Origin of the sequence: Mycolicibacter sinensis (assembly GCF_001667375.1) — a bacterium.
GTDB lineage: Bacteria > Actinomycetota > Actinomycetes > Mycobacteriales > Mycobacteriaceae > Mycobacterium > Mycobacterium sinense_A.
Window position 1 is genome coordinate 259380 of record NZ_LZIN01000075.1, and the last position, 18618, is coordinate 277997.

The 18618-nt window shown below is 67.1% G+C and carries 20 protein-coding genes and 1 pseudogene; 13 read left to right on the top strand and 8 right to left on the bottom strand.

Annotated features, from left to right (window positions below; genetic code table 11):
- The first annotated feature begins 130 nt into the window (after window positions 1–130).
- The 5 genes from ipdE1 to A5771_RS16125 are packed head-to-tail and all read left to right on the top strand — an operon-like array spanning window position 131 to window position 4516.
- Entirely contained in the window at window positions 131–1279 is a 1149-nt protein-coding gene (ipdE1, locus tag A5771_RS16105; protein WP_064856159.1) for an acyl-CoA dehydrogenase IpdE1, read from the top strand.
- Window positions 1276–2076 (top strand): (5R,7aS)-5-hydroxy-7a-methyl-1-oxo-2,3,5,6,7,7a-hexahydro-1H-indene-carboxyl-CoA reductase, encoded by an 801-nt coding sequence (gene ipdF, locus A5771_RS16110; protein ID WP_064856160.1) that lies wholly within the window; start codon window positions 1276–1278, stop codon window positions 2074–2076. The genes ipdE1 and ipdF overlap by 4 nt, the downstream gene beginning before the upstream one ends.
- A gap of 4 nt (window positions 2077–2080) precedes the next feature.
- Window positions 2081–2668 (top strand): TetR family transcriptional regulator KstR2, encoded by a 588-nt coding sequence (gene kstR2 / locus A5771_RS16115; protein WP_064856161.1) that lies wholly within the window; start codon window positions 2081–2083, stop codon window positions 2666–2668.
- Between the two features lies 1 nt (window position 2669).
- Window positions 2670–3836, top strand: a complete 1167-nt coding sequence (fadA6, locus tag A5771_RS16120; protein WP_064856252.1) for a steroid 3-ketoacyl-CoA thiolase FadA6 — start codon at window positions 2670–2672, stop codon at window positions 3834–3836.
- A gap of 11 nt (window positions 3837–3847) precedes the next feature.
- On the top strand, window positions 3848–4516 hold the full coding sequence (locus A5771_RS16125; RefSeq protein ID WP_064856162.1) for a TetR/AcrR family transcriptional regulator: 669 nt from the start codon (window positions 3848–3850) through the stop codon (window positions 4514–4516).
- 10 nt (window positions 4517–4526) lie between these two features.
- Here the strand turns inward: A5771_RS16125 and A5771_RS16130 are convergent, their stop codons facing one another.
- Window positions 4527–5171, bottom strand: a complete 645-nt coding sequence (locus A5771_RS16130; protein ID WP_064856163.1) for a TetR/AcrR family transcriptional regulator — start codon at window positions 5169–5171, stop codon at window positions 4527–4529.
- A gap of 85 nt (window positions 5172–5256) precedes the next feature.
- Between A5771_RS16130 and A5771_RS16135 the strand changes: the two genes are divergently transcribed.
- Both A5771_RS16135 and A5771_RS16140 read left to right on the top strand, forming a co-directional pair.
- Entirely contained in the window at window positions 5257–5943 is a 687-nt protein-coding gene (locus tag A5771_RS16135) for a DUF899 domain-containing protein (RefSeq protein ID WP_064856253.1), read from the top strand.
- A gap of 18 nt (window positions 5944–5961) precedes the next feature.
- Window positions 5962–6351, top strand: coding sequence for a VOC family protein (locus tag A5771_RS16140; RefSeq protein ID WP_064856164.1), 390 nt, complete (start codon window positions 5962–5964; stop codon window positions 6349–6351).
- A 63-nt stretch (window positions 6352–6414) separates the two neighbouring features.
- Here the strand turns inward: A5771_RS16140 and ipdC are convergent, their stop codons facing one another.
- From ipdC to echA20, 4 genes are read right to left on the bottom strand one after another with little or no spacing between them, the layout of a single operon-like run.
- Window positions 6415–7485: a (3aS,4S,5R,7aS)-5-hydroxy-7a-methyl-1-oxo-octahydro-1H-indene-4-carboxyl-CoA dehydrogenase gene (gene ipdC / locus A5771_RS16145; RefSeq protein ID WP_064856165.1), complete on the bottom strand. Its 1071-nt coding sequence runs from the start codon at window positions 7483–7485 to the stop codon at window positions 6415–6417.
- Window positions 7482–8234, bottom strand: a complete 753-nt coding sequence (gene ipdB, locus A5771_RS16150) for a cholesterol ring-cleaving hydrolase subunit IpdB (protein ID WP_064856166.1) — start codon at window positions 8232–8234, stop codon at window positions 7482–7484. Before ipdB ends, ipdC begins: the two co-directional genes overlap by 4 nt.
- Window positions 8231–9109, bottom strand: coding sequence for a cholesterol ring-cleaving hydrolase subunit IpdA (gene ipdA, locus A5771_RS16155; protein WP_064856167.1), 879 nt, complete (start codon window positions 9107–9109; stop codon window positions 8231–8233). The genes ipdB and ipdA overlap by 4 nt, the downstream gene beginning before the upstream one ends.
- A complete protein-coding gene (gene echA20, locus A5771_RS16160) occupies window positions 9106–9864 on the bottom strand; it encodes a (7aS)-7a-methyl-1,5-dioxo-2,3,5,6,7,7a-hexahydro-1H-indene-carboxyl-CoA hydrolase (RefSeq protein ID WP_064856168.1) in 759 nt (252 codons plus the stop codon). The genes ipdA and echA20 overlap by 4 nt, the downstream gene beginning before the upstream one ends.
- A gap of 52 nt (window positions 9865–9916) precedes the next feature.
- On the opposite strand from echA20, the gene A5771_RS16165 reads away from it, so the two are divergent.
- Both A5771_RS16165 and A5771_RS16170 read left to right on the top strand, forming a co-directional pair.
- Window positions 9917–10681, top strand: a complete 765-nt coding sequence (locus tag A5771_RS16165; RefSeq protein ID WP_064856169.1) for an SDR family oxidoreductase — start codon at window positions 9917–9919, stop codon at window positions 10679–10681.
- Between the two features lie 15 nt (window positions 10682–10696).
- The gene (locus tag A5771_RS16170; RefSeq protein ID WP_064856170.1) at window positions 10697–11602 is read left to right on the top strand and encodes an SDR family oxidoreductase; all 906 of its coding nucleotides are present in this window, start codon (window positions 10697–10699) and stop codon (window positions 11600–11602) included.
- A 97-nt stretch (window positions 11603–11699) separates the two neighbouring features.
- On the opposite strand, the gene A5771_RS16175 is transcribed toward A5771_RS16170, so the two are convergent.
- Genes A5771_RS16175 through A5771_RS16185 form a run of 3 tightly spaced genes read right to left on the bottom strand, consistent with a single transcriptional unit; the run spans window position 11700 to window position 13729 of the window.
- Window positions 11700–12179 carry a nitroreductase family deazaflavin-dependent oxidoreductase gene (locus A5771_RS16175; RefSeq protein WP_064856171.1) on the bottom strand — a complete coding sequence of 160 codons (480 nt, stop codon included), beginning with the start codon at window positions 12177–12179 and terminating at the stop codon, window positions 11700–11702.
- A 9-nt stretch (window positions 12180–12188) separates the two neighbouring features.
- Window positions 12189–12578: a hypothetical protein gene (locus A5771_RS16180; RefSeq protein ID WP_064856172.1), complete on the bottom strand. Its 390-nt coding sequence runs from the start codon at window positions 12576–12578 to the stop codon at window positions 12189–12191.
- Window positions 12578–13729, bottom strand: a complete 1152-nt coding sequence (locus A5771_RS16185; protein ID WP_064856173.1) for a steroid 3-ketoacyl-CoA thiolase — start codon at window positions 13727–13729, stop codon at window positions 12578–12580. Before A5771_RS16185 ends, A5771_RS16180 begins: the two co-directional genes overlap by 1 nt.
- 117 nt (window positions 13730–13846) lie before the next feature.
- On the opposite strand from A5771_RS16185, the gene A5771_RS16190 reads away from it, so the two are divergent.
- From A5771_RS16190 to fadE29, 4 genes and pseudogenes are all read left to right on the top strand, one after another.
- A complete protein-coding gene (locus A5771_RS16190) occupies window positions 13847–15091 on the top strand; it encodes a cytochrome P450 (protein ID WP_064856174.1) in 1245 nt (414 codons plus the stop codon).
- A gap of 31 nt (window positions 15092–15122) precedes the next feature.
- Window positions 15123–16370 (top strand): cytochrome P450, encoded by a 1248-nt coding sequence (locus A5771_RS16195; protein ID WP_064856175.1) that lies wholly within the window; start codon window positions 15123–15125, stop codon window positions 16368–16370.
- A 69-nt stretch (window positions 16371–16439) separates the two neighbouring features.
- Window positions 16440–17339, top strand: a pseudogene (locus tag A5771_RS24100) (acyl-CoA dehydrogenase family protein); the annotation flags it as partial.
- 93 nt (window positions 17340–17432) lie between these two features.
- Entirely contained in the window at window positions 17433–18596 is a 1164-nt protein-coding gene (gene fadE29 / locus A5771_RS24105; protein WP_234783082.1) for an acyl-CoA dehydrogenase FadE29, read from the top strand.
- The last annotated feature ends 22 nt before the right edge of the window (window positions 18597–18618 follow it).

The window sequence follows — 18618 nt, forward strand, 5'->3', positions numbered from 1 at the left end:
GGTGCCCCCACCGCGTCGTCGCCGGCGCAACTCATCGGCGCGGCTCCTTCCCGTCCCGGAACTCCGGCGCGGGCTCCTCGGGCTCGACGGCTCGTAGCCGAGCAAGTGCTTGGTAGGTTAGCCTACAGGGGTGCAAGCAGTCGAGGAGTTCCGGGCTGAGGTCCGCGCATGGCTGGACGACAACCTGGTTGGGGAGTTCGCCAAGCTCAAAGGCCTCGGCGGCCCCGGGCGCGAACACGAGGCCTTCGAAGAGCGGATGGCGTGGAACCGTCATCTGGCCGATGCCGGGCTGACCTGCCTGGGCTGGCCGGTGGAGCACGGTGGGCGCGGCCTGTCGGTGGCCCACCGGGTGGCCTTCTACGAGGAATACGCGCGCGCCGACGCGCCCGACAAGGTCAACCATCTCGGTGAGGAGCTGCTCGGGCCGACGTTGATCGCCTTCGGCACGCCCGAGCAGCAGCAGCGATTCCTGCCCGGCATCCGCAACGTCACCGAGCTGTGGTGCCAGGGCTACTCGGAGCCCGGCGCCGGCAGCGACCTGGCCAATGTGGCCACCACCGCGGCGCTGGACGGCGAACGCTGGGTGATCAATGGCCAGAAGGTGTGGACCTCACTGGCGCACCTGTCGCAATGGTGCTTTGTGGTGGCCCGCACCGAAAAGGGCTCCAAGCGGCACAACGGACTGTCGTATCTGCTGGTGCCACTGGACCAGCCCGGCGTGGAGATCCGCCCGATCGTGCAGCTGACCGGCACCTCGGAGTTCAACGAGGTGTTCTTCGACAACGCGGTCACCGACGTCGACCTGGTGGTCGGCGAGCCCGGTGACGGCTGGAAGGTCGCGATGGGCACCCTCACCTTCGAGCGCGGCGTGTCCACACTGGGCCAGCAGATCCGTTATGCGCGTGAGCTTTCCGCGCTTGCCGAGTTGGCGCAGCGTAACGGCGCCGCCGAAGACCCGCTGATCCGGGAGCGGCTGACCCGGGCCTGGGTGGGTTTGCGCGCCATGCGGTCCTACGCGCTGGCCACCATGGATGTCGAGCAGCCGGGTCAAGACAACGTGTCGAAGCTGTTGTGGGCCAACTGGCATCGCGACCTGGGCGAGCTCGCCATGGATGTGATCGGGCGCGACTCGATGGTGCTCGCCGACGGCGAGTTCGACGAGTGGCAGCGGCTCTACCTGTTCACCCGTTCGGACACCATCTACGGCGGGTCGAACGAGATTCAGCGCAACATCATTGCCGAGCGGGTTCTCGGCCTACCCCGGGAGGTAAAGGGATGAGCTCGGTTGCGGATCTGTCCAAGGCGCCGGAAGAGATCGCCGGGCACGGCCTATTGGCGGGCAAGACGGTGCTGGTGACCGCGGCCGCCGGCACCGGGATCGGCTCCACCACCGCCCGGCGTGCGCTGCTCGAAGGCGCCGACGTCGTCGTCTCCGACTACCACGAGCGCCGGCTTTCCGAGACCCGCGATGAATTGGCCGGCCTTGGACTGGGCCGGGTGGAGGCGGTGGTCTGCGACGTCACCTCCACCGCCGCGGTCGACGCGCTCTTCGAAGCCGCCGTGGCGAAGATGGGCCGGCTCGATGTGCTGGTCAACAACGCCGGGCTGGGCGGGCAGACCCCGGTGATCGACATGACCGACGACGAGTGGGACCGCGTCCTGAACGTGACGCTCAACTCGGTGATGCGGGCGACCCGGGCGGCGTTGCGCTACTTCCGCGACGTCGAGCACGGCGGGGTGATCGTCAACAACGCCAGTGTATTGGGTTGGCGCGCACAGCATTCCCAGTCGCACTATGCGGCGGCCAAGGCCGGCGTGATGGCCCTGACGCGGTGCAGCGCGATCGAGGCGGTCGAGTACGGAGTGCGGATCAACGCTGTCTCACCGTCCATCGCCCGGCACAAGTTCCTGGAGAAGACCAGCTCGGCCGAACTGCTGGACCGGCTTGCCGACGGCGAGGCGTTCGGCCGGGCCGCCGAGCCGTGGGAGATCGCCACCACCATCGCTTTCCTGGCCAGCGACTACTCCAGCTACCTGACCGGGGAAATCATCTCGGTTTCCAGCCAGCGCGCCTGATGCCATGACGCGCCGTGACGAACTTTTGAACCTGGCTGCGGCGATGATCGCCGAGCGTGGCCTGCGTGCCACCACCGTGCGCGACATCGCCGACGCCGCCGGGATCCTGTCCGGCAGTCTGTATCACCATTTCTCCTCCAAGGAGGAGATGGTCGACGAGGTGCTGCGCGACTTCCTCGATTGGCTGTTCGAGCGCTACCAGCAGATCATCGACACCGAGGCCGATCCGCTGGCGCGCCTCAAAGGGCTGTTCCTGGCATCGTTCGATGCGATCGAGCACCGGCACGCCCAAGTCGTCATCTATCAGGACGAAGCCAAGCGACTGTCGGCGCAGGATCGCTTCGGCTACGTCGACGAACGCAATCGTCAGCAGCGCAAGATGTGGATCGACGTGCTGCAGCAGGGCATCGAGGCGGGATGCTTCCGTCCCGACCTCGACGTCGATCTGGTCTACCGTTTCATCCGCGACACCACCTGGGTTTCGGTGCGCTGGTATCAACCGGGCGGACCGCTCACCGCCGAACAGGTCGGCAGACAATACCTCGCCATCGTGCTGGGGGGGATCAGTGAAGGAGTAAAACGAAATGGCTGAAATCTCACAGGCTTACGTCATCGACGCAGGCCGCACCGCCGTCGGCAAGCGCAACGGGTCGCTGGCCGGTGTGCACCCGGTAGACCTGGGCGCGTTGGCGTTCCGCGGACTCGTCGACCGAGTCGGCGTCGACCCTGCGGCCGTCGACGACGTGATCGTGGGCTGCGTCGATGCGATCGGGGGCCAGGCCGGCAACATCGGCCGGCTGGCGTGGCTGGCCGCCGGCTACCCCGAAGGGGTCCCCGGCGTCACCGTCGACCGGCAGTGCGGTTCCAGTCAGCAGGCGATCTCGTTCGGCGCGCAGGCCATCATGTCCCGCACAGCGGACCTGATCTTGGCCGGCGGCGTGCAGAACATGAGTTGGGTGCCGATCTCGTCGGCGATGATCGTCGGCGAGCAGTTCGGCTTCACCTCGCCGACAAACGAGTCCAAGAAATGGCTGGAACGCTATGGGGACCAGGAGATCTCGCAGTTCCGTGGCGCCGAGATGATCGCCGAGAAGTGGGACCTGTCCCGCGAGGAGATGGAACGCTTCGCGCTGCAGAGCCACGAACGGGCATTCACCGCCATCCGCGAGGGCCGTTTCGACAAGGAGATCATTCCGGTCGATGTCGATGGTGCGGCCTTCCGCGTCGACGAGGGACCGCGGGAATCCACCCTCGAGAAGATGGCCGGCTTGAAGCCGCTGGTCGAAGGTGGCCGGCTCACCGCCGCACTGGCCAGCCAGATCTCCGATGGGGCCAGCGCGGTGCTGCTGGCTTCCGAGCAGGCCGTCTCCGACCACAACCTGACCCCGCGGGCGCGGATCCATCACATCAGCGCCCGCGGCGACGACCCGGTGTTCATGTTGACCGGCCCGATCCCGGCCACCCGCTACGCGTTGGAGAAGACCGGGCTGAGCATCGACGACATCGATGTGGTCGAGATCAACGAGGCATTCGCGCCGGTGGTGCAGGCCTGGATGAAGGAGTTCCCGATCGACCCGGCCAAGGTCAACCCCAACGGCGGGGCGATCGCGCTGGGCCACCCGCTGGGCGCCACCGGCGCCAAACTGTTCACCACCATGCTGCACGAACTCGAGCGCACCGGCGGCCGGTACGGGTTGCAGACAATGTGTGAGGGCGGCGGCACGGCGAACGTGACTATTATTGAACGGTTAGGCAGCTAAACTACTTCGCCATGGGCGGAATAATGACGACTCCGGCCCCCCAGGGGCGCAGGATTCGCGGGCTGGACGCCGAACAGCGGCGTGCGCAGCGCCGTGAGCAGATATTGGCTGCGGCGTTTGACCTGTTTGCGCAGGACGGTTATGTCAACACCTCGATCGAGCAGATCTGCCAGACCGCCTATGTCGGTAACAAGGCGTTCTACGAACTGTTCGACAGCAAGGAAGACTGCTATCTGGCGCTGATGGCTGAGATGGGGGAACGCCTCGAGGGACAAGTCGATGCGGAGCTGCGGCGCACCGACCCCGACGAGGCGGAGGAGGCCATCGTGCGCCGGGTTGCGGCCGCGTTCGCCCATGCGCTGGTCGACGACCCGCGGGTGGCGGTAGTGACGTTCCGCGAATCCACCGGCATCTCGCCGCGGGTGGAAGCGCAGCGGCGGGCCCACCGCAAGTGGGCCGCCGGATTCATCGAGGCGTTCTGGCGCAGCAAGGCGCGGCCGGGCGAGGACATCGATTATCGGGCGATGTCGGTCGCCACCGTCGGGGGGTTGTTCGAGACCGTGGCGGATTTTCTGTACGAGACCGATCCCCCGCGCTCGATCGACGACCTCACCCGCGACCTGACCTCATTCGTGCTCGCCGTCGGCAACGGCATCCACCGGCCGACCGCCTCCGGCTGAACCGGACCGCCTAACCCACCAGCCCGGCGATGACGTCGTCGACCGTGCGTCTGGCAAGTGTCTCCAGCTCGCGGCGGCTGCTGCGCTGCAGCGGCCCGCGCAGGGCCAGTTCGGCGAATCCGTGTGCCGCCGACCAGCAGGGCCACTCCGCGCCGGCGCGCCGGCTCGGTGGGAGCACACCGGCATCGGTCATCGCATCCAGGGCGTCCTCCAGTGCGCGAAACGGCGGCGGAACCCGGTCGTCGCCCAGTGCGGTCAGATCGGAACTGGATTCATGCGGCGGTCCCAGCTTCGCCTCTCCTCCGCCGAAAAACGCCACGGCGAACCATCCCGGCTCGTCCAGCGCGAACTCGATGTAGCCCAGACCCACTGCGCGCAGCTGGTTGCGCGCCCGGGTCTGCGCCGAACCGCGTTGACGTCCGGGTTCAAGCATCCGCGCGGCCATCCGCTCCTGGATTGCGATCGCCACCGCCCCCAGCAAGGCCTCGCGGTCGGCGAAGTGGCGGTATGCAGCATTGGGCGAGACACCGGCGCGCCGGGTCGCTTCCCGGATGGTCAAGGCCTCGGGGCCGCCGCTCCGGGTGAGGTGTAGACCGGCCTCGATCAGAGCGGCGCGTAGATCGCCGTGGTGGTAACCACTCTTTGCTCCCGCCACCTCTTGACAACCCCCTCGAGCTGAAGTGTACGGTGTCAACATACTCAATGTAGACGCCGTACACATGGCAGTGGGAGGTTCTTTCATGGAGACAAAGTTGGGCCTGCCTGCGGTGGTCGACCAGGCGACGTGGCAGCGTGAGTTGGACGCCCTTCGGGTCCGGGAGAAGGCGGCCACCCGCGAACTGGATGCGATCGCCGCGCAGCGCCGCCGGCTGCCGATGGTCGCCATGGCCGACTATGTGCTCGACGGGGAGCACGGGCCGGTGCGGCTGGTCGATGTGTTCGACGGCAGACAGCAGTTGATCGTCTACCACCACATGTGGTTTCCCGGCCAGGAGTGGCAGTGTCCGGGCTGTACCGGGTTCACCTCGCAGTTCACCCGGTTGGAGTTTTTAGCCGACTACGACGCGCGGTTCGTCATCGTCACCCAGGGCCCGATCGATGAAGCGATCGCCTACAAGCGGCGGGTGGGCAACCGGATGGACTGGTACAGCAGCGCCGAAAGTCCATTCGGCGCCGACGTCGGTGCCCCGCCGGGCGGTCAGTTCGCGCTGAATGTCTTTCTGCGCCACGGTGACACGGTCTACCGCACCTGGCACACGAACCACCGCGGCTGTGAACAGCTCGGCCACATCTTCGGCCTTCTTGACGTCCTGCCCTACGGCCGCCAGGAAGTCTGGCAGGACTCTCCGGATGGCTGGCCGCAGTATCCCACCTTCAGTCGCTGGGCGAGCTCTCCGGAGATCGCCCGGGCATACGGCACCGAATAACCCAACACACAAAGGAGCATGATGACGCTCACCAAGACCGGCATCAAGACCATCAACCTGGTATGCCTGGCCACGCCCGAGCAGGACAAAGCGGTTGCCTTCTACGAGTCGCTGGGTTTCGAGAAGCGCACCGACGACGAATTCGGCGGCGGCTACCGGTGGATCGAGGTCTACCCGCCCACCGGCTCGACCGGCATCGCGCTGGCGCCGCCGCAGGCGGGCGTGCCGGTGGTGCCGACAGAAACAGGCATCACGCTGACCACCGACGACATCGACGCCACCCACGCCGCGATGCGCGAACTCGGGATCGACGTCGACGCACAGGTGGCCCGGATGGGCGAGCCGGTTCCGCCGATGTTTTGGTTCCGGGACCCGACCGGGCACACCCTGATGGTGGTCGAGGCCTAAGCCCCGCGCCGAGTCGGAATCTCACCATGCACCCGTGTCGCGGCGTGAGATTCCGGCTCGGGCTTAGGTGATGAGCGAGTTCGCGGCCTGAAGGTGCTCGATCGCCTCGTCGACGATCGAGGTGATCAGCTCCGCGCAGGACGGCAGGTCTTCGAGGATGCCGGCCACCTGACCCGAGGCCAGCACCCCGGCTTCGGTGTTGCCTTCCACCAGACCGGCTTTGAGCAGCATCGGGGTGTTGGCGGCCATCAGCACCTGCGACCAGGTGAGCTCCTTGCCGTGCCGCATCGCCAGGCCATCTTGAATCATGGTCGGCCAGCTCATCTGCGACATCTTCTTGAACTTCGCCGCGTTGCGGATCGCGGCGCTGAAACCGCGTGCCCGCGAGCCGCTTTCCAGCTTGTTCACCAGTTCGGTGCGCAGCACCCGGTGCGGCATGCCGTCGACCCGGGTCGAGACCACGGTGCCGTCCAGTCCGGCGCCCAGGTAGCGCTGCTTGACCGCATCCGGCACGGTCGAATCCGAAGTCAGCAGGAACCGGGTGCCCATCGCGACGCCGGTCGCTCCGTAGGACAGCGCGGCAGCCAGACCGCGGCCGTCGAAGAAGCCGCCGGCGGCGATCACCTGCACACCCGTGCCGGCGACCGCGTCGAGCACCGAAGGCAGCAGCAAGGTGGTGGCCACCGGGCCGGTGTGCCCGCCGCCCTCGCCGCCCTGCACGATCACCGCGTCGGCGCCCCAGGACGCCACCTTCTTGGCATGCTTGGCCGCGCCGACCGACGGGATCACCACTGAGCCGGCCTCTTTGAGCTTGGCGATCAGCTCGGCTTTGGGCGCCAATGCGAACGACGCGACCTTCACGCCCTCGCGGATCATCAGGTCTACCCGGTCGCCGGCATCGGAGGCGTCGGCGCGGATGTTGACCCCGAACGGCTTGTCGGTGGCTGCCTTCACCTTGGAAATCGCGGTGGCCAGCTCGTCGATGGTCATGGTCGCCGAGGCCAGAATGCCCAGCCCGCCGGCATTGGCGGTGGCCGAAACCAGCCGGGCGCCGGCCACCCAGCCCATCCCGGTCTGCACCACCGGGTGTTCGATGCCGACCAGTGTGGTCAGCGGGGTCTTGAGCCGGTTCACGCCCTGACCTCTTTGTCCCGCAGCGATTTCGGGTCGATGGCCTCGCGGATCAGTCGCAGCTCCTCGACCTCCGGCAGCCGGGTGGTAGCGGCCTCGGCCAGCCCGTGCACCTCGAACGAGGTGTTGTCGGCGACTTCCTCGGCGCTCACACCCGGGTGCAGCGAGACCGCCCGCATCTGGTGGTCCGGCCCGCCGAAGTCGAACACCCCGAGGTTGGTCACCACCCCGCCCAGGTTGAAGAACCGGAACGCCGGGTTGGCCGGGTCGACTTTGTCGTAGCCGATGCCGGAGACCACGTCGACGGTCTCGCAGAACACCCGCGACGAGTGGGCGCCCACCCAGTAGCTGGTGGTGTGGTTGATGGTGTTGCCGGGGGCGCCGCGGACCCCGAACATCTGCCGGGTGGGCTGCCGCAGCGGACCGAACGCCGACAAGTTCTGGTTGCCGTAGCGGTCGATCTGGTTGGCGCCCATGACCACATGGCGCCGGCCCCACGACAGGGTTTCGAAGACCCGGTTGAACGGCATCCAGCCTTCCAGCGCCCCGACCTTGCCGATGGCCGGGGTGTCGGCCAGGATGCGGGCCTCCCCGTCGGTGATCAGCAGGTCGGGAGAGAAGGTGAGGCGGGCGAGCCGGGCGCCGACCGAGGGCACGGTGGCCATGGGTGAGGCCATGATCTCGCCGGCGTCGCGGAACAACTCGGCGCAGGCGATCGCGCAGATCTCGGCGCGAGTGGGTGAGTCGGTCATGCTTGGGCCTCCGCTCCGAACTTCTTCACCGCAGCCTGGTAGTCGTCTTCGCTGCCGGACAAGTAGGTGGCGGTGAACTCCGCCCAGGTCTCGTCGGACTTGGCGGCCTCGGCGTAGTGCCGCTGGAACTTCTCGTCGCGGCCGTAATCGGCTGCGCCGATGGTGAAGTGAGCACCACCGGGGGCTTCCACCACCTTGTCCACCATCATCCGGTTGATCACCTGGGTCTGCGGCGAGGTGGTCGCGATCAGCTCTTCGGTGGGCACGATCTTCTCCACCGACAGGAAGCGGCGCTGCGCCGACATCAGAAACAGGTCATCGAAGTACGGGTCGATCCCGGTGTAGGCGGCGTTGCCGCGCTCATCGCCGAGGTTCATGTGCACGAACGCGGCGTCGAGGTTCAGCGCCGGCATCGCCACCAGTGTCTCGTGGGCGCCGTCTGTCGGGTACGGGCTGGTGACGGTCTTGAGCTCACCTTCCCAGAAGTCGAGCACCGAGCTGCCCAGCCCGGCCCGGATCGGCAGGAACGGCAGCCGCTGCGCGGCAGCCTGCAGCCCGCAGCGCAGCATCCCCTCGTCCATCTCGCGGGCCTCGATCGCACCGGTGGTGCGGGCCTTGGCGAACCAGGGGTCGTAGAACGGTGGGGAGTCCAGCGAGACGAATCCGTAGTAGGCCCGGCGCACCTTGCCCGCCGAGCACAGCAGCCCCAGGTCCGGGCCGCCGTAGGTCACCACGGTCAGGTCCTTCACATCGGTACGCAGGATGGCGCGCACAAACGCCATCGGCTTACGGCGCGAACCCCAGCCGCCGATGCCGATGGTCATCCCGTCGCGCAGCTCGGCGACGGCGTCGTCAAGCGTGGTTACCTTGCTCATTTCTTGGCGCCCTTCTCGGTACCGGCGAACGCGTCGCGGTGCTCGTCGGCGACCCCGGCGAGGTTGAGCTCGAAGGTGAAGCCCTGCTCCATGCGGTAGCTGGAGTTGACCTTCTGCACGTCAATGAGGTTCAGCGCCTCCTTGGCGGCCCGGATCACCCGGGTGTCCTTGGCGGCGATGTCGCGGGCCACCCGCAGCGCGGCCTCGTCGAGCTCGGCGCGCGGCACCACCTCGTGCACCGAGCCGTATCGGTGCAAGGTGGCGGCGTCCACGGTGGCCGCGGTGTAGAACAACCGGCGCATCATGTGCTGCGGGACCAGCCGCGACAGGTGGGTGGCCGCCCCGAGGGCGCCGCGTTCCACCTCGGGCAGGCCGAACTTGGCGTCGTCGGAGGCCACAATCACGTCGGCATTGCCGACCAGGCCGATGCCGCCCCCGACGCAGAACCCGTTGACCGCGGCGATCACCGGCACCGCGCACTCATACACCGCCTTGAACGCGGCGAAGCAGCCCCGGTTGGCGTCGATGAGCGCGGTGAAGCCCTCGGTGTTCTGCATCTCCTTGATGTCGACGCCGGCGTTGAAGCCGCGGCCCTCGGCCCGCAGGATCACCGCGTGGGTGGACATGTCGTTGCCGGCCGCGGTGATGACCTCGCCCAGCTCGAACCAGGCCCGCGAGGGCAGGGCGTTGACCGGGGGGTAGTCGACGGTGACCGCGACGATCCCGGGTTCGACGGTGGTGGACGTGATCGGCATGCAGACTCCCCTGGGTTGACCTGAGCAAGCACTTGCTTGGTACGCTAGCACAGTGTCTGATGCGATCAATCTCGGCTTGACCGGCAAGGTGGTGTTGGTGACCGGCGGAGTCCGCGGCGTCGGCGCCGGTATCAGCGCCGTCTTCGCCGATCAGGGCGCAACGGTGGTGACCTGCGCCCGCCGACCGGTAGACGGCCTGCCGTATGAGTTCCACGCCTGCGACGTCCGCGACGACGACGCGGTCAAGGGACTGATCGACGCTGTGGTCGGCCGCCACGGGCGGCTCGATGTGGTGGTCAACAATGCCGGCGGCTCACCACACGCGCTGACCGCCGAGGCCTCGGCCAACTTCAGCCGCAAGATCATCGAGCTCAACCTGATCGCGCCGCTGCAGGTCGCCCGGCACGCCAACGCCGTCATGCAGACCCAGGACAGCGGCGGGTCGATCGTCAACATCACCAGCGTCAGCGGGCATCGCCCGTCGCCGGGCTCCGCGGCCTACAGTGCCGCCAAGGCCGGGGTGGACAACCTGACCGCCACCCTGGCCGTCGAGTGGGCGCCCAAGGTGCGGGTGAACTCGGTGGTGGTCGGCATGGTCGAGACCGAGCAATCCGAGCTGTTCTACGGCGACGCCGAGTCGATCGCCGCCATCTCGGCCACCGTGCCGCTGGGCCGGCTCGCCAAGCCCGCCGACATCGGCTGGGCGGCAGCCTTTCTCGCATCCGATGCCGCGTCCTACATCAGCGGCGCGAGCCTGGAAACCCACGGCGGGGGCGAGCCGCCGGTCTACCTCGATGTTTCGAGCGCCAACAAGTAAGGGAGAGACAACAACATGGGACTTCTCGACGGCCGCGTAGTCATCGTCACCGGAGCCGGCGGCGGAATCGGGCGGGCGCACGCGTTGGCGTTCGCCGCCGAGGGCGCCCGGGTGGTGGTCAACGACATCGGCGTCGGTCTGGACGGGTCGCCGGCCGGCGGGGGCAGCGCTGCCCAGGCCGTGGTCGATGAGATTAAGGCCGCCGGCGGCGAAGCCATTGCCAACGGCTCGAATGTCGCCGACTGGGGCCAGGCCGAGGCTCTCATCAAGCAGGCTGTCGACACCTACGGCACGCTCGACGTGCTGGTGAACAACGCCGGCATCGTCCGTGACCGGATGTTCGCCAACGCCACCGAAGAGGAATTCGACGCCGTCACCGCGGTGCATCTCAAGGGCCACTTCGCCACCATGAAGCACGCCGCCGCGTACTGGCGGGCCAAGTCCAAGGCCGGCGAAACGGTCGACGCCCGGATCATCAACACCAGCTCGGGCGCCGGCCTGCAGGGCAGCGTCGGGCAGGCCACCTACAGCGCCTCCAAGGCAGGCATCGCCGCGCTGACCCTAGTCGCCGCCGCTGAGATGGGCCGCTACGGCGTCACTGCCAACGCCATCGCCCCGTCGGCGCGGACCCGGATGACCGAGACCGTGTTCGCCGACATGATGAACACCCAGGACCAGGCCTTCGACGCGATGGCTCCGGAGAACGTCAGCCCGCTGGTGGTGTGGCTGGGCAGCGTGGAATCCAAGGACGTCACCGGCAAGGTCTTCGAGGTCGAGGGCGGCAAGATTCGCGTCGCCGAGGGCTGGGCGCACGGGCCAGAGATCGACAAGGGCAACCGTTGGGACCCCGCCGAGCTGGGCCCGGTCGTCGCCGACCTGCTGGCCCAGGCGCGGACGCCGGTGCCGGTCTACGGGGCGTAATCGTTCACGCCGAACGTGTACTGAGCGCGAGATTTTCGCGACTTTTTCGCACTGGTTACACGTTCGGCGTTTCAGGCGGCGAGCAGCACCGCCGCCGTCACGGCTCGCAGATGACGATCGGGATCTCTCGGTCGGTCCAGGCGCGGTAGTTGGCGAAGTCGGGGTACATCGCGTCGAGCTTCGGCCAGTAGGCGGCCCGCTCCGACTCGCTGGCGTCGCGGGCCCGCAGGGTCAGCACCTCGTTGCGGATCCGGAACGACACCTGCGGGTTGGCCTTCAGATTCAGGTACCACATCGGGTTGGTGGCGCGCCCGCCCTGGGACGCCACCAGGATCACCCGGTCGCCTTCGCGCAGGAACAGCAACGGGGACTCACGCGGCTGACCGGTCTTGCGTCCGGTGGTGGTGAGGATGCCGACTTCGGGAACCTCCCCGAAATGCTTGGCGCCCAGCCGCCACTTGCCGCCGATCCGGCCGCCGGTCGCCTTGTAGGCAAGCGTGTTGGCCCGCGACATCCACTTGATGATGGTGCCGGTGACCGGCGAGTCAAGTGACTTCGGCTTCTCTGGCGTCTCCACGGCATCACCCTATCGTTGAATGAACGGCTTGATCCCGGCCCGGATGTGGTGGATGGTGGCGGTGCCGTCCGGGCTGTCGGCCGGGATCCGGAACACCTCGTCGACGTGGGCGCAGACCCGCCGCCCGAACAGCGATGGCTTGGTGATGATGTCAAAGACCGCCCGCACCTCATCGCCGTCGACGCTGTACTTCGGCAGGGTGGCAGCCGAGATCAACCGGAACTGCGGCCCCCGATTCAGGCTGCGCCGCAAGTGTTTTCCGGAGAACCCGGTCTTGAGTCCGACTTCGATGCGGACACAATCGGGGGAGAACCGGACCGCCGAGGCGTCGTGGCTGACCAGCGCGTCGATGTAGGCCTGGGCCGCCGCGATGCGGTCCGCTTCTGCGACCGCAACCACTAGATCCGCTCGATGATGGTGCCGGTGGACAGCGCGCCGCCGGCGCACATGGTGATCAACGCGGTCGAGGAGTCGGTGCGCTCCAGCTCGTGCAGCGCGGTCGTGATCAGCCGGCTGCCGGTGGAACCCACCGGGTGACCCAGCGCGATTGCGCCGCCGTTGACGTTGACGCGATCCATGTCCGGGTTGTGCACCGCGGCCCAGGACAGCACCACCGAGGCGAACGCCTCGTTGATCTCGACCAGGTCGATGTCGCCCATCTTCATCCCGGCCTTCTCCAGCACCTTCGCGGTGGACTGCACCGGGCCGTCGAGGTGGTAGTAGGTCTCGGCGCCCACCAGGGCCTGGCTGACGATGCGGGCCCGCGGCTTGAAGCCGAGGGCTTTCGCTTTGTCTTCGTCCATCCAGAGCACCGCGGCGGCACCGTCGGAGATCTGTGAGCTGGTCCCGGCAGTGTGGATACCGCCCTCGATCACCGGGTTCAGCTTGGCCAGACCCTCGGCCGTGGTGTCGCGTAAGCCCTGATCGCGGCTGACCATGTTCAGCTCGGCCGTGGGCTGCTTGTTCTCGTCGATCACCGGTGCCTGGATCGGGGAGATCTCTCGGTCGAACCGGCCCTCGGCCCAGGCCTGCTTGGCCCGTTGCTGCGAGCGCAGCCCGAATGCGTCGACGTCGGCCCGGGTGATACCCCGGCGCTTGGCGATCCGCTCGGCGGCCTCGAACTGGTTGGGCAGGTCGATGTCCCAAGATGCGGCGCGAGCACCGCCGCCGTTCTCGCCCAGGCCCACCCGGCTCATCGCCTCGATGCCGCAGGCGATGCCGACGTCGATGGCGCCGGCGGCGATGAGTCCGGCGATCAGATGGTTGGCCTGCTGCGCGCTGCCGCACTGGCAGTCCACCGTGGTGGCGCCGACCTGCTCGGGCAGCCCGGCGACCAGCCAGGACTGCCGGGTCACGTTGTTGCCCTGCTCACCAAACTGGGTGACGCAGCCGCCGATGACCTGCTCGACGCTGCCCGGCTCGATCCCGGCTTTGGTGACCAGCGCCTTCTGCACCGCCCCGAGCAGTTCGGTGGCGTGCAGGCCGGACAGCCAGCCGTTACGTTTACCGATGGGGCTACGAGTGGCTTCGACGATGACAGGATTACCCATGCGGCCAGGCTAGAACACGTTTCATTAGTCTGACAAGCGACGATGTGAAGAGGCCTTTGGTCTATGGTGAGGCCATGTTTTACTGCTACTAGAACGCGTTGCATTTAGGAGTCGTCGATGTCGAGTACCAAACTGCCCCCGGGGTTCGACTTCACCGACCCGGAGATCTACGCCGAACGGCTCCCGGATGCGGAGTTCGCCGAAATGCGGGCCGCCGCCCCGATCTCCTGGATCGAGCAGCCGGACGACAAGAGCGGTGGATTCAAAGACGGCGGTTACTGGGCGATCACCAGCCACCACGACGTCAAAGAGGTGTCCCGGCTCGACGACGTCTTCTCCAGCGAGATCAACGGCGCCATCCCGCGCTACAACGACGACATCGAGCGGGAGAATATCGACGTCGGCCGGCTGTTAATGCTCAACCAGGACGCCCCGCGGCACACCCGGCTGCGCCGGATCGTCTCGCGTGGTTTCACCCCGCGCCACATCCTGCCGCTGCACGACGAGCTGCAGCAGCGCGCCCAGGGCATCGCCAAGGAGGCCCTGGCCAAGGGCACCGGTGACTTCGTGGTCGAGGTGGCCTCCGAGCTGCCGCTGCAGGCGATCGCCGGCCTGATGGGCGTGCCCCAGGAGGATCGCGGCAAGCTGTTCAACTGGACCAACCAGATGACGTCCTACGACGACCCCGAGTACGCCCACTACGACCCGAAGACCTCGTCGATGGAGATCATCTCCTACGGGTTGCAGCTGGCCGAGATGAAGCGGCAAAACCCCGGTCATGACATCGTCACCACACTGATCGAGGCCGACATCGACGGCGAGAAGCTCAACGATGACGAGCTGGGATTCTTCATCATTCTGTTGGCGGTCGCCGGTAGCGAGACGACGCGTAACTCGATCACCCAGGGCATGATGGCGTTCACCGAATTCCCGGAGCAGTGGGAGCTTTTCAAGTCCCAGCGCCCGGAGACCACTGCCGATGAGGTGGTGCGCTGGGCCACGCCGGTGACGTCGTTCCAGCGCACCGCAACTCGTGACTACGAGCTGTCCGGGGTGAAGATCAAGCAAGGCCAGCGGGTGGTGATGTTCTACCGCGCGGCCAACTTCGACCCCGAGGTATTCGACAACCCGCAGCAGTTCAACATCCTGCGCGACCCCAACCCGCACGTCGGCTTCGGCGGCACCGGTGCGCACTACTGCATCGGCACCCACTTGGCCCGGATGTCGGTGAACCTGATGTTCAACGCCATCGCCGACCACATCCCCGACCTCAAGCCGCTGGGCGCCCCGGAACGACTGCGCTCGGGCTGGCTCAACGGGATCAAGCACTGGCAGGTCGACTACACCGGCAAGTCCGCCTGAACCACGAACGAACATGGAGGCTAGAACTGTCATGTCCACCCTTCCCCCCGGATTCGACTTCCTCAACCCCGACGTCATCGTCGAGGGCATCCCCGAGCAGGAGTTCGCGCAGCTGCGCAAAACGGCGCCCGTGTGTTGGATCGAGCAAGCCCCGGGCAAGGGCGGCGGATTCCACGACGGCGGTTACTGGGCGGTCACCAAGCTGGAGGACGTCAAAGAGGTGTCGCTGCGCAGCGATGTCTTCTCTAGCTACGAAAACTGTGTGATCCCACGGTTTCCCGACGACATGCAGCGCGAGAACATCGAGGTTCAGCGGTTCGTGATGCTGAACATGGACGCGCCGCACCACACCCGGCTGCGCCGGATCATCTCGCGGGGCTTCACCCCGCGGGCCATCGGACGGTTGCGCGACGAACTCCACGAGCGGGCGCAGGCGATCGTCAAGGACGCCGCCGCGGCGGGCAGCGGTGACTTCGTCGAGCAGGTCTCCTGCGAATTGCCGCTGCAGGCGATCGCCGGACTGCTCGGGGTGCCGCAGGAGGACCGGGACAAGTTGTTCCAATGGTCCAACGAGATGACCGGCAGCGAGGACCCGGAATACGCCGACATCGACCCGCAGGCCACCTCGCTCGCGTTGATCCAGTACGCCATGCAACTGGCCGCCGACAAGGCGGAGAACCCCGGCGAAGACATCGTCACCACCCTGATCAACGCCGACATCGACGGCGAGAAGCTCTCCGACGACGAGTTCGGGTTCTTCGTGGTGATGCTGGCGGTGGCCGGCAACGAGACCACTCGCAACTCGATCACCCACGGCATGATTGCGTTCTCCGAGCACCCCGAACAGTGGGAGTTGTTCAAGAAGGAGCGCCCGGCGACCACCGCCGACGAGATCGTGCGGTGGGCCTCCCCGGTGATCTGCTTCCAGCGCACCGCACTGGAGGACTACGAATTGTCCGGAGCCCAGATCAAAAAGGGCCAGCGGGTGGTGATGTTCTACCGCTCGGCCAACTTCGACGAGGACGCCTTCGACGAACCGTTCAGCTTCAACATCCTGCGCGATCCGAACCCGCACGTCGGGTTCGGCGGCACCGGTGCGCACTACTGCATCGGCACCCACCTGGCCCGGTTGACGATCGACCTGATCTTCAACGCGGTCGCCGACCACGTGCCCGACCTCGCGCCGCTGGCCTCCCCGGAACGGCTGCGATCCGGATGGCTCAACGGCATCAAGCATTGGCAGATGGACTACACCGGCAAATGCCCGGTGGGCCACTAGTTTTAAGGAGATTCGGTGGACTTCAGTCCAGATCCGGAACAGCAGGCAGTCGCCGACGTCGTCACGTCGGTGCTCGACCGGGACAACAGCTGGGAGGCGCTGGTCGCCGGCGGCGTGACAGCCCTCGCGGTGCCCGAGCGGCTCGGCGGTGACGGTGTCGGCCTGTCGGAGGTGGCCACGGCGCTCACCGAGATCGGTCGGCACGGGACCATCAGCCCCGCACTGGCCGCCCTCGGGTTCGGTCTGGTGCCGCTACTGGAGCTGGCCACCGAGGCTCAGCAGGACCGCTACCTGGCCGGGGTGGCCAAGGGGGCGGTGCTGACCGCAGCGCTCGACGAGCCGACCGCCGCGCTGCCGGAGCAGCCCGGAGTCACGCTGGCCGGTAACCGGTTGTCCGGCACCAAGATCGGTGTGCCCTTCGCCGAGCAAGCCGAGTGGATGCTGGTCACCGCTGATTCCGGTGTCGCGGTGATCTCACCGAAGGCGCCCGGAGTACAGCTGACCAAGACCCCGACCGCCAACCACAGCGACGAGTACGTCGTCGTCTTCGACGGCGCCGAGGCCGACGCCGTGCTGGACGGGGCGTCGGTGCACCAGATGAACCACTTGGCGTTGGCCATGATCGGCGCCTATACCTCGGGGCTGGTGGCCGGTGCGCTGCGGCTGACCGCCGACTACGTCGGCAGCCGTGAGCAATTCGGCCGGCCGCTGTCGACGTTCCAGACGGTCGCCGCGCAACTCTCGGAGATCTACATCGTCTCGCGCACCATCACCCTGGCAGCGACGTCGGTGGTGTGGCGGCTGGCCAACGGCCTCGACGCCAGCGACGACCTCGGGGTGCTCGGATACTGGATCACCTCGCAGGCGCCCCCGGTGATGCAACTCTGCCACCACCTGCACGGCGGGATGGGTATGGATGTCGACTACCCGATGGACCGCTACTACTCCACGATCAAGGACCTGAACCGCCTGCTGGGCGGACGGTCGCACCGTCTCGACCGGGTGGAGGTCGCGAGCGCGGCGGAGCCGGGAGAGGGTCAGCAGCCGGCAGCAGCGGGCGCCATGTTCGTCGATCTGACCCCCGAGCAGCGCAAGCTGCAAGCCGAATTGCGGGAATACTTCGCCAACCTGATCACGCCCGATGAGGAAAAGGCGATGGCCACCGACCGGCACAACGAGGCCTACCGTGCCGTGATCCGCCGGATGGGCCGCGACGGCAAACTCGGCGTGGGCTGGCCCAAGGAGTTCGGCGGCCTGGGCTTCGGCCCGATCGAGCAGCAGATCTTCGTCAACGAGGCGCAGCGCGCAGACATTCCGCTGCCCGCCGTGACGCTGCAGACGGTGGGACCGACCCTGCAGGTGTACGGCAACGAGGCGCAGAAGAAGAAATTCCTGCCGGACATCCTGGCCGGCGAAGTGCATTTCGCGATCGGCTACACCGAGCCTGAAGCGGGCACCGACCTGGCATCGTTGCGCACCACCGCGGTTCGAGACGGTGACCACTACATCGTGAACGGTCAGAAGGTGTTCACCACCGGCGCGCACGATGCCGACTACATCTGGCTGGCGGTGCGCACCGACCCGACCGCGGTGAAGCACAAGGGGATTTCGATCCTGATCGTCGACACCAAGGACCCGGGGTACTCCTGGACTCCGATGATCCTGTCCGACGGTGCGCATCACACCAACGCGACCTACTACAACGACGTTCGGGTGCCCGTCGACATGCTGGTGGGCGAGGAGAACGGCGGCTGGAAGCTGATCACCACCCAGCTCAACAACGAGCGGGTGATGCTGGGTCCGGCCGGCCGGTTCGGCGCCATCTACGACAAGGTGTACGCCTGGGCCACCACGCCCGGCGGCGACGGGGTGAACCCCATCAGCCATGACGCGGTCAAGCGCGGCCTCGGCGAGATCCACGCCATGTTCCGGATCAACGAGCTGCTCAACTGGCAGGTCGCCGCGGCCGGCGAAATCATCGACGTAGCCGACGCCGCGGCCACCAAAGTCTTTGGCACCGAGCGGATTCAGTACGCCGGGCGGTTGGCCGAGGAGATCGTGGGCTGCTACGGCAATCCGGCCGACCCGGCCACCGCGGCGCTGCTGCGCTGGCTGGATGTGCAGACCAAGCGCAACCTGGTCATCACGTTCGGCGGTGGGGTCAACGAGGTGATGCGCGAGATGATCGCCGCCTCGGGTCTGAAGGTTCCGCGGGTGCCACGATGAGCGCTTGCGCGAAGAGTCGAGG